An 18,296-nucleotide genomic window follows, 5' to 3' on the forward strand; every position below is an offset into this window, starting at 1 on the left:
CTATATAATCTTTTTTTCGTTTTTATTAAAAGTTTTAAAGATTTTACAGTAAAACGAATATAATATTAGATAATCATTATTTTTGAATAAATATTTTAAATATGTCTATTGAAGTTGAAGGAGTTTCGAAACTTTACGGAAATCAGAAAGCATTAAACCACGTATCCTTTAAGGTTGAAAAACCTGAAATTGTTGGTTTTTTAGGTCCCAATGGCGCCGGAAAATCAACCATGATGAAAATATTGACTACTTATGTTAACGCCACAAACGGTGTTGCTAAAGTTAATGGATTCGACATTACCGAAAACACACAAAAAGTACAAAAAAGTGTAGGGTATTTGCCTGAGCACAACCCCTTGTATTTAGATATGTACATTAAAGAATACTTAACCTTTAATGCAACTATTTACAAAGTACCCAAAAAACGTATTGCCGAAGTGATTGAACTTACCGGTTTAACACCCGAAGTGCACAAAAAAATTGGGCAGCTATCGAAAGGCTATCGGCAGCGCGTAGGTTTGGCAAACGCCCTATTGCACGACCCCGATGTGTTGATTTTAGACGAGCCCACAACGGGTTTAGACCCCAACCAGCTTATAGATATTAGGAACCTTATTAAAAACATTGGCAAAACCAAAACCGTGTTTTTATCCACACACATTATGCAAGAGGTTGAAGCCATGTGCGACCGCGTAATCATTATCAACAAAGGTGAAATTGTTGCCGATAAAAAACTGAAAGAACTTCGTGAAAGCAAAGAGCAAACCATTATTGTGGAGTTTGATTACCGCGTTGAAGATGCCTTTTTATTAAAACTCCCAAAAGCTGACCGCGTGGTGAACACTTATGATTTTGTTTACGAAATTACGTTTAAAACCACCGAAGACATGCGCTCTCATGTATTTGATTTTGCACATGATAACCAATTAAAAATTCTTCAGCTCAATCAAAAAAATGCAAGTTTAGAAACTTTGTTTAGGGAGTTGACCACAGAATAACTTTTAAAGTATCGTTTCGGTTTTTTTTAGTTTCGAAAAAAGATGACTTTTAGTTTAAAAGCATGACAAAAATCATCTTTCGTAAAGGAAGCAAAGAACTATCTTTGCAAAGGAAAAAAATAATCAAAAATGAGTAAAGGAATTTATGTAGCGACTATTGAACCCAACAGCGGAAAATCTGTTGCCGTACTGGGTTTAATGCGTATGCTTTTAGGAAAAACGGCAAAGGTGGGCTATTTCAGACCGATTATAGAAGACACCGAAGATGGTGAAATGGACAACCACATCAGCACTGTAATCTCGCATTTTGAAATTGATATCAACTACAAAAAAACATTCGTTTATACCCGAAACGAGGTACTGGATTTATATAACCAAGGGAAATCCGGAGAGGTTATCGACGAAATCATTAAAAAGTATAAATACCTCGAAGAACGCTTCGATTTTGTATTGGTTGAAGGCACCGATTTCTCGCACGAAAATTCTAGTTTAGAACTGGATATTAATATTCTAATCTCCAAAAACTTAGGGTTGCCGGTTATAATTGTATCGCAAGGCGACGGTAAAGATATAAAGGAAATTGTGGACAATGTGCAGTTGGCTCACGACACATTTAAAGAAGAAGTGGATGTATTGTCGATAATGACCAATAAAGTCAATCCCGATTATCTTACCGAATTAAAAACACAATTAAAAAACCGAATTAATAACGGTACCGATATCAGTGTTATTCCTAAAATTAAAAGTTTAGCGAGTCCTACTTTAAAAGAAATCTTCAAAAAACTAGACGGCACCATACTTTTTGGTAAATACCTAATTAACAATCAAATAGATAGTTTTAGTGTGGGCGCTATGCAATTGCGTAATTATTTAACGCACTTAAAAGAGAATGCTTTAGTAATTACTCCGGGCGATAGAGCCGATATTATTTTAGGCGCCCTACAAGCCAACATCTCTAAAAATTACCCTAAAATATCTGGTATTATTTTAACCGGTGGATTAATTCCGGAAGACCCCATTTTAAAATTAATTGAAGGACTGTCGAGCGTGGTGCCCATAATTAGCGCCAAAGAAGGCACCTTCCACGTGACCAACACCATTGGAAAAATAAAATCTAAAATATACGCTGAGAATATCGACAAGATTACAACATCGATTGCCACCTTCGAAAAACACGTTGATACCGATAAATTATCAGAGGATTTAATCACCTTCGAATCCGATATTTTCACTCCAAGAATGTTTCAGTATAATTTGTTGCAACGCGCTTTAAAAGACAAAAAACACATTGTATTGCCCGAAGGTTACGACGAACGTATACTACGCGCCACGGCAAGATTAATTGATGCTCATGTTGTAAACATCACCTTAATTGGTGAAAAAGATAAGATAAAAGAACGTATTGAAAAGTTCGACATTGCCTTGGATATTGATGATATTAATATTGTTTCCCCCGTTAAATCCCCTCATTTTGATGATTACGTAAACACTTTTTATGAGCTTAGAAAGCATAAAGACGTGAATTTGGATATGGCCAAAGATGCCATGACCGATGTGTCGTATTTTGCCACTATGATGATTTACAAAGGACACGCCGATGGTATGGTATCGGGAGCACTGCACACAACGGCTCACACCCTGCGACCAGCCTTACAGTTTATTAAAACCAAACCCGGTGTTAATATTGTGTCGTCCGTATTTTTTATGTGTTTAGAGGATCGTGTTTCTATTTTTGGCGATTGCGCCATTAACCCAAATCCCAATGCCGAACAGTTGGCTGAAATTGCTATTTCATCGGCTAAAACAGCCAAAAATTTTGGTGTTGAACCTAAAGTGGCGATGCTGTCCTATTCATCTGGCGCATCCGGAAAAGGTGAAGAAGTCGATAAGGTTAGAAAAGCCACGGAAATTGCTAAAAATTTAGTCCCGGATTTAAAAATTGAAGGCCCCATCCAATACGATGCCGCCGTAGATATGCGCATTGGAAAAAGTAAATTACCGGATTCTGATGTTGCCGGACAAGCAAGCGTGCTTATTTTCCCAGATTTAAACACGGGAAACAACACCTATAAAGCCGTACAACGTGAAACCGGTGCATTGGCCATTGGCCCCATGTTACAAGGCCTTAACAAACCTGTTAACGATTTAAGCCGTGGCTGTACTGCCGACGATATTTATAGCACCGTAATAATAACCGCCATACAAGCACAAGACCTTTAATTTATGCAAGTATTAGTTTTAAATTCTGGAAGTTCCTCATTAAAATTTCAACTGTTTCAAATGCCAGAAGAAATCATTTTGTGCTCTGGTTTAATTGAACGCATTGGGTTTACCGATGCCAAATTCAAATTCAAAACGGAAAATGATACCATTGAAATTGTTGAAAACATTCCCAATCATAAAATCGGTTTGGAATTATTGGCCAATCAACTTTTGGATAAAGAAACTGGTGTTATAAAATCTACCGATGCCATAACTATTGTTGGGCATCGTGTGGTGCATGGTGGCAGTCATTTTAGCGACACCACCGAAATTACCGAAACTGTAAAAAACAAAATAAAAGCATTATCGTCGTTAGCACCGTTGCACAATCCACCAAATCTGGAAGGCATCGAAGTTGCCGAGGCTATTTTCCCCAAGGCCAAACAAGTGGCGGTTTTCGATACGGCATTTCATCAATCTGTTCCAGAACACGTGTATAAATATGCTATTCCCAAAACATTTTCAGAAAAGTACAACATTCGTTTGTACGGATTTCATGGTACGAGCCATAAATATGTTTCGGAAAAAGCCATTGCATATTTAGGAAAAAAAGATTCAAAAATCATCAGTATTCATTTAGGTAATGGTTGCAGTATGACGGCGGTTAAAAACGGAAAAAGCATTGACCATTCTATGGGGTTCTCACCTTTGGGAGGATTGGTAATGGGCACACGCTCGGGCGATATCGACCCCGCTTTTACCTTTTATTTGGCCGATAAATTAGGTTATAATTTAAACGACATTAATAAACTTTTATTAAAAGAAAGCGGCATGTTGGGGTTAACCGGTTTTAGCGATTTAAGGGATATTGAGGCCGAAGCTGAAAAGGGCAATAAAGCCTGCCAGTTAGCTTTACAAATGAATGTGTACCGCATAAAAAAATACATAGGCAGTTACGCTGCTATTTTAAACGGATTGGATGCTATTGTGTTTACTGCAGGCATTGGCGAAAACTCGCAATTTATGAGGCAAGAAATTTGCAAAGATTTAGATTTTTTAGGCATTGAATTAGATGCGGAAAAGAACAATTGCAGACCCAAAAGCTTAAAAGCCGTTAACACCGAAACATCTAAGGTTAAAATATTGGTCATCCCAACAAACGAAGAATTGGAAATAGCGAAACAGTCGGTGAGTTTGTTTGAAACCATTTCAAATTAAAGCCATAAAGTTAATAAACTAATTCAGGCTAATACTGAAAAACTATTTGTCATTCTTGTAGAAGGCTACTGAAATCAAAATATAATTTTGTTTGAAAGTATTTGGAGAAATAAATGAAGAGGAATCTCATGGCTAAAAGATTTCTCGTCATTCTACCGATAGCTATCGGGAATATTCTGTCGAAAATGACAAACCACTAAAATTTACTCAAAAATTAAACGGCCTTTGTATTGCTCTTCCACGGCAACGGTTGCTGGTTTGTTCACGGCAATAACATTGCCCGTTCCCGATATTTTGCCGGTAATGGATTGTTGCGGATTTACAATCATATCGTTAGAACTTCTATTCCAAATAGTAACATTTTGAGCCATTAACTCGCGACCTTCAAAACGCGAGGTGCCTGCGGCAAACGTAATGTTTAGGCTGTTGGTTTTTCCGGAAACAAAACAATTCGATAGATTGTTATACACCAACGTAAAAGCATTATTATCTATTTGAAGCCTGAAATTGCCGTTGGTAAAAGTATCGGGCGCACCGTAATCTTCGGATAAAACGGTTAAACTCGGGTAGCTTAAAACACCATCCGATCGCACATCGTATTGCGTGGAACTGCGTATTTCGGTAATGCTTGGCGATGTTATATACACTTTGGTTATGCCATAATCGCGTACATAATTACAACTATTATTATCGGTAAGTGTTAGTCTGCCGTCAACTACAGTGGCGGTAACATCGTTCATTAAATTTTCGCCGGTTTCAATACTTACCTTTTGGGTTGCGCCGTCTTTAATGATTAGTTCAATATCGCGGTTTACCAATATTTTTTCAAAAGTATCAACAACTATTTCTTTTTTAACAATAGCACCTGTTTTCTGGAAACAGTCGTTTGCGTTTTCGCTGTCGCAGGAAAAAATTAAAATTAATGCGAATATGTAAATAATTTGTTTCATTTTTTTTGTCATACCCATGAGTCTCGATAACCATCGGGAAGGAATCCATTTTTATCTTTTTAATTTTGGCAAATATAGGTATTGCGAACAACTATTATTAAGCTTTCAGTTTATATTAAAAAACCCAAACAAAAACCCCATAATTTTTTAAAAAGAAATTATAGGGCTTTTTTCGTTTTACTGATAACCACTTACTTTTAGCGGTCTACAAGTATTCTGTGTACTTCGGTATGTTTTTCTGTTATTACCTTTAAATAATACATGCCATTTTTTAAGTTGGGAATGTTTAAAGTATAATTCTTTTTATTGGTTAGGTCTTTTTTTGATTTTAATTGTACGCCCATATCGTTAAGCAACAAAAACTCAACTTCGTTGTTGGCATTAAAAGCTTTTGTTTCGTTATTATTTTTCTTTACAATATTAAGCTCTGTAGATGTTATTGGGTTTGGAACTACTTTAAAATACCCACCAAAGCAATAATCGTCTTTCTTAAAATACATAGTATGTACGCTGTTGCCACAAGCTCCAACATAATCTACATCTATGGCGTAAGTGTTACCGTAATTCATGTTATTGGGCGTAAAGGCAATTTCGTAAACACCATAAGAATACGATGTCCAACCACTTGGTATCGTGGTATAATTTATACTGTTAACGTTGTTTGAATCCATATTGATTACATATTCTTCGCCATTACAAACTATATAAGGGTCGGAATAAGTACCACTACCGCTTAAATTGTTGTAATAGCTATCACGTACAAAAACATCGTTTGAAGAAATAATTGGCTCTCCAATCCATAATTCTTGAATTACCAAAGTAGGATCTTGACAAACAAAATCAACTGACGCAGTTAAGTTTACACTTCCAAAGTTCAAGCCTTCAATAGTTATGGTAGTAGTACCTTGACCAGAAACAATTCTAGCATTAGAATTACTCAACGACCAAGTTATATTTGCCTCATTAGGCACGTTCAAAGTATAAGCATCCGAATTATTAACGCAAATATTATTATTACCAAGTATTGATGAAATATAATCAAACTCAAATAGGCATGCTGAGTTTTCAGAAATAAAGTTGTTAATTTGATTTTGAGAAAAAGCAGAAAATACAATATTAGCAATATTTCCTCCCTGACACATCACAGTACGTTGAAGATCTGTACCTCCGCAGAAAGAGTTGGGGTCTCCGTTTGGATGAACGGCCCCTAAGTTATGTCCAATTTCGTGAGCTACCGTATAAGAATTACTTTCGTCAACATCCACAGTAAAACTATTTGCATTAGCATCAACACAGACATTACCGATGCCTGAAGTTCTGCCTAATAAACCCCCTAAGTCTTTACCAGTAAACATATGTGTCAAATCTCTTTTTACGTTTCCAAATGTAGTTTGCCATGTATTACCTATCTCACTATTAATAGTTGAACCTGAGGTAGACACATAAGGATCATTGATTGTTGTCCATACATTTTGATGTACTATAACTATTTCCAAATCAAATGTAGTCGCATAAATACCTTCAATATTATTAAATTCAGCTAAAATTCTATCATTAGAATCACCTCCATATTCTTGAAAATACTCAAAATCCGCATCTGTTGCTACTTCTAATATCATACAGTTAGTTGTTGCTCTTTGGATTATTTCTGTTTCAGTCTTATTTCCTGTTTTTTCAAAAACCTTATCAACAGTATCACAAAATCCATCTGTTTGCTTAACATCCTTATAGCTATAAATTATAAGTTGATTTGATGGAATGTTCTTGTTATTTAGCACATATTTTAACTGATCGATAACCATTAACCCATTTTTTGTCTCGATAATACCATAAATAAAATCATGTGTGATTGTTAATCTTACAAAACCACCATCACCAGTTTGCCCTCTATAGGTTTTTGATTTTCCGACAGGCTTAAATTCTATATTAGTATCTGAAACAGATAAACTTTCTCGATAACTTAAAGACCTAATATCTTTATTGTAAAGAGATAGTGAATATTGATGTTTATTACCTATCTGCCAATCTAATTGAGTTTCATTCCCATTAGAAACAATGGTATTTAGTTTTACCAAATCAATTTTAAACACCTCAAATTCACTAAACAGATTATCTAAACCTTTTAATTGACCAATGTTCATATCAATGTCAGAGCCTTTCAATTTATGTTGTGCTTGCAACAAGAAAAAATTAATTCCAAATAGAAGAATGAATAATAATTGTCTTTTCATAATTATCGCTGTGTTTTATTTTAATTTTGAATAATTTATTTTTCTACTCAACTTTTATTTTAGTGAGTTCAAAAGGGGGTGCGCAAATATTCTCAACTTCAAATGTTTCAAATAAATAACCACTAAAAACAACATCTAATCCATCTTCCTTAAATTCTTCTGTAAGATTACAAGGGCTAAATGTTAATGTGTATTTTCCAGATTTATCTTCCAAAGTAAAAAGTTTAGAACAAGTTTGACTGTTAGGGCCAATAATTTTCCCTTTAGCATTTTCAAATGTAGCTATCACCTTTCTGTTTTCATCTTTATAGCAGGTTGGATTGATAGATTCATCACTATTGGAACAACACATCAATGTTATTCCTACAAAAAAAACAATCAAAGACTTCATAGTTTTATATTTAAGGTTATACCCATTAGATGCAAAAACACCTAAAAGGTTGCTTCAATTTTTGTAAGAAATAATTTTAAGCAAAACTAGCCTATTTAAAACTTGTGTAATATGATATAAGTCAGTTTTTGTAAGATTTTTTGTGTTTTTGAATACGCTTAAATAAGTGTGAGGTACGTTTATTTTAGAGAAAACATAAACGTTTACGACACCCAACAGGGTGCGAGTACAAGCTTATACGGGGAGTAGCTGTGGCGCTATCGTACAACCACAAAATTATAGATGGATAAAGAATCTGTAGGGTTTTTAGTGGCGTAAAAGAAGCTTTAGAAAACCCAATAGAATTATTAATGGATAGCGATGTTAAAAAAGCATTGGATCTTTAATAATAACTTTTGCAAATAAAAAAGCGAGCTACCTTTTGTTAAGTAGCTCGCTTTTTCAATTAATAATTTTTGACCACATTAGCTATGGACAGTAACTTTTAACGGTCCACAAGTATTCTGTGCACTTCGGTATGTTTTTCTGTTATTACCTTTAAATAATACATGCCATTTTTTAAGTTGGGAATGTTTAAAGTATAATTCTTTTTATTGGTTAGGTCTTTTTTTGATTTTAATTGTACGCCCATATCGTTAAGCAACAAAAACTCAACTTCGTTGTTGGCATTAAAAGCTTTTGTTTCGTTATTATTTTTCTTTACAATATTAAGCTCTGTAGATGTTATTGGGTTTGGAACTACTTTAAAATACCCACCAAAGCAATAATCGTCTTTCTTAAAATACATAGTATGTACGCTGTTGCCACAAGCTCCAACATAATCTACATCTATGGCGTAAGTGTTACCGTAATTCATGTTATTGGGCGTAAAGGCAATTTCGTAAACACCATAAGAATACGATGTCCAACCACTTGGTATCGTGGTATAATTTATGCTATTTACGTTGTTTGAATCCATATTGATAACGTGCTCTTCTCCTCCATTGCAAATTAAATATGGATCGGAATAAGTACCACTACCGCTTAAATTGTTGTAGTAACCATCGCGGACAAAAACATCGTTATTGGTTAATGTTGGGTTGTTTACTTGCACATTCTTAGTTATTGAAATCCCAGGACCAAAGTTTGCCCTTATCCAACCTGTACTTCCAGAACTGTATTTTGGTTTAACTGTGATTGAAGTTGCATTACTGCTAACAATCAGTAAATTTGATGACACTTGCCACGATGTAGCACCCCCATTTTGTAACGTGTATGATGTATTTGAACACACAATTAAAGAACCATCGATGGTTTGCTGAAACATACCATCCAAAACGGTGTTTCCTGTATTTCCTGGATCTAACCAATCTCTTAATCTGCTCTGGGCATTAGCTCCATCCCATGAAGAAAATATTTTACCATAATTTCCTGTATCTGCACCCGGATTTGTACAATTTGTATTATTACAAAAACCAGCACCCCAGAGTTGACCAATTATCCTAGAATGGTCATTAAATAAAGGAGAACCCGAAGAACCACTTTCCGTAACAGAATGCCCATTGGCGGTAGAAACCCAATTTACTCTCCAAAAATTCTCGTTTGGAACAAAAAAATTGCCACAACCGTTATCTCTATTAAAGCCCATGCAATTTGAATCGGTTGTAGCTACATTATAAGTTGATATTTTCTTTACATCACCCATTGGATGGTGAATACCAACACCAGAATTAGAAATTACGTTTCTCCTATCCCAACCGGCATAATATACATCATAAGAATTAGGAATCCCAGTAGATAATTCAAGTAGGCTAAAATCTGAAGGCGTACTTGTAGAACGAACATCAGCCCCTGATATAGACTGGGAAACACTTCCATCAACTCCATTACAAGTTGGACTTTCGTAGTTGAAAATGTAAACCGAATTTTCAGCATCATTCTGCTCACAAATACAATGAGCAGCAGTTAGTATGTATGGTGTTTCGTCTTCAGCGGTATTATTTATTAAAGCACCAGAACACAAACCTGTACCGTTAATAATAATTTTGACAACAGAACGTTTGATATCTTGCCATGCACTTCCTTCAGGACAATTTATATCGACTTGACAATTCCCTGAATTTCCAAAATCGCCATCTTCAATACCATATATATCGTGAGACACCTTGCTTATAATAAGGTTATTTGTGTTTTGAATATTGAATGGCTCAAAGTGATTTGCTCTCCAAAAACAGGCTCAACTGCTAACTTCTTATTGGATTTATTGTTTTCATTTGTAAATCCCCCTTTTATTGTTCTATGGTTATTTCCATATAAATAAAGTTTAGCTCCTTGCGGTAAGTTGTACTTTCCAAAAATTATATTTAGAGATTTAGCTCCCTTTGATAGTATACTTAAACGGTATAATAATCCATTTTTCAATGTATCAACTACTGATTTCTCTTTGACATTTATTTTGACATCAAAACCATAGGCAAACTGAAATTTTTCGCCATCTAATTCGTTTTTTGTTTTAATATAATCTATTTCCGACTGAGTGATAGATGGCATAGTAATTACGGGGATTTCCTTTTTAGTTGTTTTAACTATCATGCTAAAGGGATTTCCTTCTTTTTTCTTTTGAGAAAAAACACAAGTAGTAAAAAAAAGAGCAAAAATTAAGGTAGAAATTAGATTGGTTTTCATTTGATTGGTGTTTAAAGGTTAATTTTTTTTAAAAATAAACGCATCGTTCATGCTAATTAGGATTAAATTATCTTCATCGGTATTGAATTCCGATGTTTTTACAAGCCGTTGTATAAGAAGCTCATTGATTCTTAGTTGTTCAGGGTCGTTTGTTCCAGCATCAGATAATTCCTGGTAATCCGTCAGTTTCAATAAATTGCCGTTGATTGTATATTTACCCATGGCTGCGTTTATACTCGTATCCAAAGAAAAAGCTGAGTTATCCAAAAACTTTAGCATATAAGACGAATCTTTAACATAGCTCTCTTCAGATACAGTTATTGTTTCATTTTCCAATTCGATTGATATCAATTTCCAGTTAAATTGTGTAATATCAACATTGACTTGAGAATCGCTATTAGAGCACCCCACTAGAAATAGGTAAATAATAAAAGGCATTAATTTTGGTATTTTAATATTTTTCATGATTTTAATTATTAAAAATTGTTATATAATTTTATATCAAATTCAAAGAATAAGCATTTTTGGAACGAAAAGACATGCTCCAAATTCTTCCATTTGAAATCTCTTTCCACTCCCCATTGGCTAAACTTATATTTGCCTCAAAGTCTTTTCCAAAACGATAAGGTTCTAATTCATCTAATTCTTTTTGATCTTCATCTTTCATTTTTTCAAAATCAAAAGTTGGAAGAGTTAAGATTTTAGCAGATTTAGTTATTTTACTCGAAAATCCTATTTGATCCGAAGCGTTTCCATCAGGATAAAAATTACTTACGACTTGAGCATTACACACATTAAGCCATAAAAATCCTATTAAAAAAAGTACTGTTTTTTTCATTTTTATAGATATTAAGTTGATTATGATATTTTATTCAACTTTTTTAAATCCAACATCTATTACCTTTTGGTTATCGCTTTCGAGTATATTAATTAATATACGTACTCCTGTCGTACAAGCACAGGCATCACATGAGTTTTCGCCTTCTTGTGATATATTTTCGAAATTGATTCCCAAAATATCGACATTTAAATTTTCAAAATACTGCTTCAACGCTGTTGCGGTTTTTGTATTGCTATCATTTTTTCCTGTATTCCATGGGTCAGAACACCCAGTTTGGTCATAATAATACAGATTTTGGTCAATATTATTATCATCATCACAAGAGGACATTGAAATTAAGAGGATAAGAAAGAATTTTATCAAAAATGTAGTTTTCATATTTTCTAAAGTTAAGTTAAACATTATAAAACGTATATGAGTTTTCGCCTAAAAACTCTGTATATCCAATAGGCTCTACATCAAGAATATTTTCTAAAGATGTTCTCTGTTGGATTAATTCCCATTTACCTAAAATATCCTTTTTAGGGTCGATAGGTAAGTCCTCTTTCCCACAGCAAACAATGAGCAATGAAAGGATAAAAATTAATGGTATTGTGTTCTTCATAGTCTTAACATTTTTAAGGTTATACCCATTAGGAAGAGTTTACATTGCCTACCTTAACAAAATTACCATTAGCAAAATACATCTGTCCATTTTTATAATGCAAGTTATAGCCGGCACCATCTACTTTAATCCCTTTGTAGTATTGGTCGAAATGGTCGTGTACAAATTCTTTTCTTTTGGATTTATGGAAAGCTTTTTCAAATTGGTCATTAGAGTTAACATCTAAATAAGTTTGAAAAAACGCATCTGCTGTAGATGGAATTTTGTCTTTTTCCATTGCAGCAGAAAACTTAACAGAGGTAATAATACCTTTTTGGTTCTTTTTGATTATGCCGACTTTATCTTGGCTTTGCGCAAAACCGATAAAGCATATAACTAATAGCATTGCTAGGGTAATTGTTTTTTTCATGATTTCTAGTTTATATGATTAATAATAAAATATTTGCTAATTCTATTTCGAAAAAGTCTAGTCTATTTTTTTATAAATAAAAGTCCTAAATATTGCAGAAGCATCTATATCTAAGACCAAGGTTTTATGATCTTTAAATGTGTAAAAATATTTCACAGGTATGGTGTCTACTACCTGACCATTCTCTACAGCATAATAAAAAAATGTTAGTGAGGAATCGTTTAAAGTGTAATCGCCATCATCAAATTCCTCGGTTTGATAGTTATAAAACCTATAAGAAGTTTCGTCTATAAACTCAGTATATCCATTGGGATCTACATCAAAAAGGTTTTCTAAAGATGTTCCTTGCTGTATTAATTCCCATTTTCCCAAAATGTCCTTTTTAGGGTCGATAGGTAAACCCTCTTTCCCACAGCCAAGTATTAATAGTGCGAGTGCAAATATTAAAAGACAAGTGTTTTTCATTATTTAGTACTTTAAGGTTTATACCCAATAGATGTGAAAATTACGTAAAGGTTGCGTTGCTCACACTATAAATATTTGCAAAACCTCCTACACAAACATAAAACTTATCTTTCATTTAAAAAATACTTAGTTCTACGTATTTTTGCTAAGACCAATTATTTTAATTATAGAGAAGTAAGTTTTTATTAAAGCGCGTTCTGAGTAGTGATTGACAAAAAATCACAACCTAACCCCAACTCCAAACTCCACCGCTTCGGCTTTGGCTCCGTGCGATTTTAAGGTTAAAGCCCCAAACCATTTATCATTTATATAACGTTTTAAACCAACCCTAAAATAAGTTTTCCCTTCAAAATCAAAGGGGTAATATACGTAATATCCCAATTGGGTTATTAATGAGGTTTTATTGATAAACAGCTCGTGCCCTGCAAAAACGCCAACGCGTTTATAATCTTCGTCGCCTGCAACATTTTCCTCTGGAAACGACACGCTTTTAAAATGGATAAGTTCTTTTAAAAAGTTAGAGAAAAACACATCGGTTCCCAATTGAATGGCGCTTTTTCGGTTCAGCCTTTTATCGGCATAACCAGAAAAAATATAAAACGGAAACTGCCCACTTCCAACCACATCGCTTTCATTAATACCACTTCTAAAGGCAATATTATACTTTATGGGTTGGCTGAATTTGTTATCATTTTCATCTAATGTATTCTGATACTCGAGCGTTTCTTCCTCTAAATTATAAGTAACACCCAAATTAAAGGTCAAGGAATTAATACTGGTATTGGGCGCTTTTACATTAGCGTTGGAATAGTGAATAAGCGCTACTCCCGCTTGCAACCCAAACCTATTTATAATGCGTTCTTTTTTATAATTAAACATCACATAGGTACTGCTCATGAGTTTTGAGCCAAAAGCAATATTCCTAAAGTTTTCTTCTTTATGGTACGGATTGGTTGTGAAAGCGATACCTTGACCAATGCGCAACATGATATGCCGCTTTAAAAAATAAAAATTATAATGGGCGTACAACGATGAGACATCACCCAAAATATCATTCTTTAAATTCTGATAAGCAAAGGATACGCCATAATCGGGGTAATTGTAACGCTGTTCCCATTCGTTAAAACCGTACGTTTTTTTGTTCCAACTTAAAATATAACCTTCGGGATGCCCTTTAATCAAGTGAAGGATATCGTTGTTATGCAAGGCAATATTGCCTTTAAAATAACTTAAATCTATGTACGATGTATGCGTTTTATCTTGCGAAAAAGAAAAGCCAAAAGCTAAACAGAAAACACATAAAATTAGTTGGCGCATAAATAGGTTTTGTGCGACAAAAATAGTTTAATTATTAAAACAATGCCGATGCAATGGCTTTTATATTATCGCTTTTTCCCATGGAGTAGTAGTGCAGCACAGGAACACCGGCGTCCAACAACTCTTTGGATTGTTGTATGCACCATTCCACGCCAACTTGACGCACTTGTTTATTGTCTTTGCACTTTTCAACCTCATGAATTAAGGTTTCGGGCAAGTCTATTTTAAAAACCTGTGGCAACAATTGCAAATGCCTATTTACGGCAATGGGTTTAATTCCCGGAATAATGGGCACGTTAATCCCTGCTTTTTTAGCGGCATCAACAAACTCAAAGTACTTTTGGTTATCAAAAAACATTTGTGTTACCACATAATCCGCACCGGCATCTACCTTTTCCTTTAAGCGTTTTAAATCGCTTTTCATTGATGGGGCTTCCAAATGTTTCTCTGGATACCCCGCCACACCAATACAAAAATCGGCTTTATCATCAACATCCAAAACACCATGCAAATACTTTCCGGAGTTTAAATCCTTAATTTGATTTACCAATTGCGTCGCATACGTATGCCCACCTTTTGTAGCTTTAAAATACTGCTCGCCTTTCATGGCATCGCCACGCAACGCCATCACGTTATTAATGCCCAAATAATGGCAATCAACCAACAAATACTCGGTTTCTTCTTTGGTAAAACCGCCACACAACACATGCGGTACCGTATCCACATTATACTTATGCTTTATCGCTGCACAAATCCCCAAGGTTCCGGGGCGCATTCTGGTAATTTTTCTATCAAACAAACCTTCTTTTTCAATGTACACAAACTCTTCGCGCGAGGTGGTAACATCAATAAATGGCGGATTAAACTCCATTAAAGGATCAATGTTATTGTACAATTCTTTAATGTTTTTTCCCTTTTTTGGTGGTATAATTTCAAAAGAAAACAAAGTTTTCCCGTTTGCTTTTTTTATGTGTTCTGTTACCTTCATTTGTTCTTATTTGTTATTTCCGCAAAGGCGAAAATCTCATCAATATTTATTCTAATTTTATTTAGCCACGAATTCACGAATGATTTCTTGTCTTTTTTTTTTGGCGTTACCACAAGGGTCGGGCTTTACGCTGCAAGTCCTCGCTCGCACCTCGCTGTGGGCTTTCCACTGCAATCCCTAACGCGCCACTCGTGCGCTATACCCACCCCTAACACCTCCAAAAGAGGGGCTTTTTAATGGTCGTGTTTTAATTTTTAATTCGTTTTATAAATTCTTAATCTCTTTTTCACCTCATGTGTCCCTCCCCTTCGGGGAGGTTAGGTGGGGCTTTTTTATTCCGCCAAATTAGCGTGCAACCATTTTCTGGCTTTTTCTTTGGCTATGCCTTTTCTTGTTGCATAATCGGTTAATTGGCTATCGGTAATTTTACCCAAACCAAAATATTTAGCTTCCGAATTCCCAAAATAATACCCCGAAACCGCTGCTGCGGGCCACATGGCTAAACTTTCGGTTAACTGTACTCCAATTAGTTTTTCAACATCAAGCAATTCCCAAATAGTTTCTTTTTCCAAATGGTCTGGGCACGCCGGATAACCCGGTGCCGGACGAATACCTTTATAACTTTCTTTAATTAAATCGTCGTTGCTCAAATCCTCATCAGCCGCATAGCCCCAGTGTTTGGTTCGTACTTGCTTGTGCAAATATTCTGCAAAAGCTTCTGCAAACCTGTCGGCAATCGCTTGCGCCATAATGGCGTTGTAATCATCTTCTTTGGCCCTGTAACTATCGGCCAATTCTTGTGCGCCAAAAATACCCACGCAAAAGGCGCCCATATAATCGGTTTTACCAGTTTCTGTTGGCGCAATAAAATCTGCAAGAGCATGATTAGGAATTCCCTCGCGCTTTTTTAATTGCTGGCGCAAGGTTCTAAAAACGGCGATTTCCTCACCTTTTTTCTTAACCGAAATATCGTCGTCATGTATCGAGTTTGCTTCAAACAATCCAAAAACCGCTTTGGGTTTCAAAAGTTGTTTTGCAATAATCTCTTTAATCATTTCCTGTGCTTCGTTGTACATTATGGTGGCTTGTTCGCCCACAACCTCATCTTGTAAAATATCGGGGAATTTCCCGTGTAAATCCCAGCTTCTAAAAAACGGACTCCAGTCCAAAAATGGCAACAATTCCTTTAAACTTAGTTGTTTTAGAACCTGAACACCCATTTCATTGGGTTTCACAATTTCAGAAGTTTCCCAATCAATTTTATATTTTCTTTGTCGTGCTTCGTTAATTGAAATATGCGATTTCTGTTTACCTCGTTTTAAAAACTTGGTTCGGAAATCATCGTAATCCGCTTTCAATTTTGCGGTGTATTCGTGTGCTGATTTTTTATTCAATAAATCGCCAACAACGGTTACCGCACGCGACGCATCGTTTACATGAACCACGGCATTTTTGTACTGTGTATCAATTTTTACCGCAGTGTGCGCTTTTGAGGTTGTTGCGCCACCAATAAGCAAAGGCAACTCGAATTCCTGACGTTGCATTTCTTTGGCCAAATACACCATTTCGTCAAGCGATGGCGTAATTAACCCCGATAATCCAATGGCATCGACACGTTCGCTAATGGCCATTTCAATAATTTTTTCCGGTGGCACCATAACGCCCAAATCTACAATTTCGTAGTTGTTGCACGCCAATACCACACTTACGATATTTTTACCAATATCGTGCACATCGCCTTTTACGGTTGCCATTAATATTTTACCTACGGGCTCTTGCTTATCGGTTTTTTCGGCTTCAATAAATGGATTTAAATAAGCCACGGCTTTTTTCATCACACGGGCCGATTTTACCACCTGCGGTAAAAACATTTTGCCTGCGCCGAATAAATCGCCAACCACATTCATCCCTATCATTAAATGCCCTTCAATAACATCAATAGGTTTTTCGGCTTCCTGTCTGGCTTGTTCAATATCTTCAATTATAAAGGCGTCAATACCTTTAACCAAAGCGTGTGTAATCCTATCTTGTAACGGATTTTCACGCCATGACAAATCCACTGTTTTTCCAGCTTTTGACCCTTTAACGGTTTCGGCAAATTCCAATAAGCGCTCGGTAGCATCATCACGCCTGTCGAGAATAACATCTTCCACATGCTCCAACAAATCCTTAGGAATATCGTCGTAAACCTCAAGCATCGCAGGGTTTACAATACCCATATTCATACCCGCTTGAATGGCGTGGTATAAAAATACCGAGTGCATCGCCTCGCGAACGCCATTATTTCCCCTAAACGAAAACGACACATTACTTACGCCTCCACTAACGCTTACATTGGGTAAATTCTCGCGAACCCAACGTGTGGCCTCAATAAAATCGAGGGCGTTTCTGCGGTGTTCTTCCATACCCGTTGCTACGGGAAAGATGTTTAAATCGAAAATAATATCTTCAGACGGAAAACCTACTTTGTTCACCAAAACATCGTACGAACGTTTGGCTATTTCAATACGTCGTTGGTAATTATCGGCTTGCCCAACCTCATCAAAAGCCATAACGATAACGGCAGCACCGTAGCGTTTAATTTGCTTCGCTTCCCAGACAAAGTTGTCTTCGCCTTCTTTTAAAGAAATGGAATTCACCACACATTTCCCTTGAACCACTTGAAGTCCGGCTTCGATAATGTCCCATTTTGAGCTATCAATCATAATGGGCACTTTGCAAATATCGGGTTCGGCAGCTATAAGATTCAAAAAACGAACCATCGCCTCTTTGCCGTCAATTAAGCCATCGTCAAAATTAATGTCGATAATTTGAGCACCGCCATCCACTTGATGACGTGCAATATCCAACGCTTCGTCAAATTTTTCTTCTTTAATTAACCGAAGAAATTTTCGAGAACCCGCTACATTAGTACGTTCGCCTACGTTTATAAAATTACTGTTTTCGTTCAAGATTAACGGCTCTAATCCTGACAGTTTCATGTATTTAGTTTGTTTCACTTTCATCCTCATTCATCCA

17 protein-coding genes and 1 pseudogene are annotated in these 18,296 nt (G+C 35.6%); 4 read left to right on the forward strand and 14 right to left on the reverse strand.

Features of this window, described 5'->3' with window-relative positions:
- The first annotated feature begins 101 nt into the window (after positions 1–101).
- The 3 genes from gldA (at position 102) to RNZ47_RS00405 (ending at position 4,418) form a co-directional block, all read left to right on the forward strand.
- Complete coding sequence (gene gldA / locus RNZ47_RS00395; protein WP_311935002.1) at positions 102–998, forward strand: gliding motility-associated ABC transporter ATP-binding subunit GldA; 897 nt, start codon at positions 102–104, stop codon at positions 996–998.
- A gap of 129 nt (positions 999–1,127) precedes the next feature.
- Entirely contained in the window at positions 1,128–3,218 is a 2,091-nt protein-coding gene (gene pta / locus RNZ47_RS00400) for a phosphate acetyltransferase (RefSeq protein WP_311935003.1), read from the forward strand.
- Positions 3,219–3,221: 3 nt separating this feature from the next.
- The gene (locus RNZ47_RS00405) at positions 3,222–4,418 is read left to right on the forward strand and encodes an acetate/propionate family kinase (protein WP_311935005.1); all 1,197 of its coding nucleotides are present in this window, start codon (positions 3,222–3,224) and stop codon (positions 4,416–4,418) included.
- A 203-nt stretch (positions 4,419–4,621) separates the two neighbouring features.
- Here RNZ47_RS00405 and RNZ47_RS00410 read toward each other — a convergent pair whose 3' ends face one another.
- The 3 genes from RNZ47_RS00410 to RNZ47_RS00420 all read right to left on the reverse strand — a co-directional run bounded on the left by RNZ47_RS00410 (position 4,622) and on the right by RNZ47_RS00420 (position 7,990).
- Complete coding sequence (locus RNZ47_RS00410) at positions 4,622–5,368, reverse strand: head GIN domain-containing protein (protein WP_311935007.1); 747 nt, start codon at positions 5,366–5,368, stop codon at positions 4,622–4,624.
- A 197-nt stretch (positions 5,369–5,565) separates the two neighbouring features.
- Positions 5,566–7,599 carry a zinc-dependent metalloprotease family protein gene (locus RNZ47_RS00415; protein ID WP_311935010.1) on the reverse strand — a complete coding sequence of 678 codons (2,034 nt, stop codon included), beginning with the start codon at positions 7,597–7,599 and terminating at the stop codon, positions 5,566–5,568.
- Between the two features lie 43 nt (positions 7,600–7,642).
- On the reverse strand, positions 7,643–7,990 hold the full coding sequence (locus RNZ47_RS00420) for a hypothetical protein (RefSeq protein ID WP_311935012.1): 348 nt from the start codon (positions 7,988–7,990) through the stop codon (positions 7,643–7,645).
- 251 nt (positions 7,991–8,241) lie between these two features.
- Between RNZ47_RS00420 and RNZ47_RS16255 the strand changes: the two are divergent.
- Positions 8,242–8,376: pseudogene (locus tag RNZ47_RS16255) on the forward strand (2-oxo acid dehydrogenase subunit E2); the annotation flags it as partial.
- A 98-nt stretch (positions 8,377–8,474) separates the two neighbouring features.
- Here RNZ47_RS16255 and RNZ47_RS00425 read toward each other — a convergent pair.
- The 11 genes from RNZ47_RS00425 to metH all read right to left on the reverse strand — a co-directional run bounded on the left by RNZ47_RS00425 (position 8,475) and on the right by metH (position 18,283).
- Positions 8,475–10,133, reverse strand: coding sequence for a trypsin-like peptidase domain-containing protein (locus RNZ47_RS00425; RefSeq protein WP_311935014.1), 1,659 nt, complete (start codon positions 10,131–10,133; stop codon positions 8,475–8,477).
- A gap of 5 nt (positions 10,134–10,138) precedes the next feature.
- A complete protein-coding gene (locus RNZ47_RS00430; protein WP_311935015.1) occupies positions 10,139–10,654 on the reverse strand; it encodes a hypothetical protein in 516 nt (171 codons plus the stop codon).
- Between the two features lie 18 nt (positions 10,655–10,672).
- Positions 10,673–11,092, reverse strand: a complete 420-nt coding sequence (locus RNZ47_RS00435) for an META domain-containing protein (RefSeq protein WP_311935016.1) — start codon at positions 11,090–11,092, stop codon at positions 10,673–10,675.
- Positions 11,093–11,150: 58 nt separating this feature from the next.
- A complete protein-coding gene (locus RNZ47_RS00440; protein ID WP_311935017.1) occupies positions 11,151–11,492 on the reverse strand; it encodes a hypothetical protein in 342 nt (113 codons plus the stop codon).
- Positions 11,493–11,522: 30 nt separating this feature from the next.
- On the reverse strand, positions 11,523–11,873 hold the full coding sequence (locus tag RNZ47_RS00445; protein ID WP_311935019.1) for a hypothetical protein: 351 nt from the start codon (positions 11,871–11,873) through the stop codon (positions 11,523–11,525).
- A gap of 16 nt (positions 11,874–11,889) precedes the next feature.
- Entirely contained in the window at positions 11,890–12,099 is a 210-nt protein-coding gene (locus RNZ47_RS00450) for a hypothetical protein (RefSeq protein ID WP_311935021.1), read from the reverse strand.
- A gap of 28 nt (positions 12,100–12,127) precedes the next feature.
- The gene (locus RNZ47_RS00455; protein ID WP_311935024.1) at positions 12,128–12,508 is read right to left on the reverse strand and encodes a hypothetical protein; all 381 of its coding nucleotides are present in this window, start codon (positions 12,506–12,508) and stop codon (positions 12,128–12,130) included.
- Between the two features lie 57 nt (positions 12,509–12,565).
- A complete protein-coding gene (locus RNZ47_RS00460; RefSeq protein ID WP_311935026.1) occupies positions 12,566–12,973 on the reverse strand; it encodes a hypothetical protein in 408 nt (135 codons plus the stop codon).
- Positions 12,974–13,192: 219 nt separating this feature from the next.
- Positions 13,193–14,290 (reverse strand): acyloxyacyl hydrolase, encoded by a 1,098-nt coding sequence (locus RNZ47_RS00465; RefSeq protein WP_311935028.1) that lies wholly within the window; start codon positions 14,288–14,290, stop codon positions 13,193–13,195.
- A 34-nt stretch (positions 14,291–14,324) separates the two neighbouring features.
- Positions 14,325–15,278: a methylenetetrahydrofolate reductase [NAD(P)H] gene (gene metF, locus RNZ47_RS00470; RefSeq protein WP_311935031.1), complete on the reverse strand. Its 954-nt coding sequence runs from the start codon at positions 15,276–15,278 to the stop codon at positions 14,325–14,327.
- A 332-nt stretch (positions 15,279–15,610) separates the two neighbouring features.
- A complete protein-coding gene (gene metH, locus RNZ47_RS00475) occupies positions 15,611–18,283 on the reverse strand; it encodes a methionine synthase (RefSeq protein ID WP_311935032.1) in 2,673 nt (890 codons plus the stop codon).
- Positions 18,284–18,296 lie beyond the last annotated feature (13 nt).

It is taken from the genome of Hwangdonia seohaensis (assembly GCF_031932625.1).
Lineage (GTDB): Bacteria > Bacteroidota > Bacteroidia > Flavobacteriales > Flavobacteriaceae > Hwangdonia > Hwangdonia seohaensis.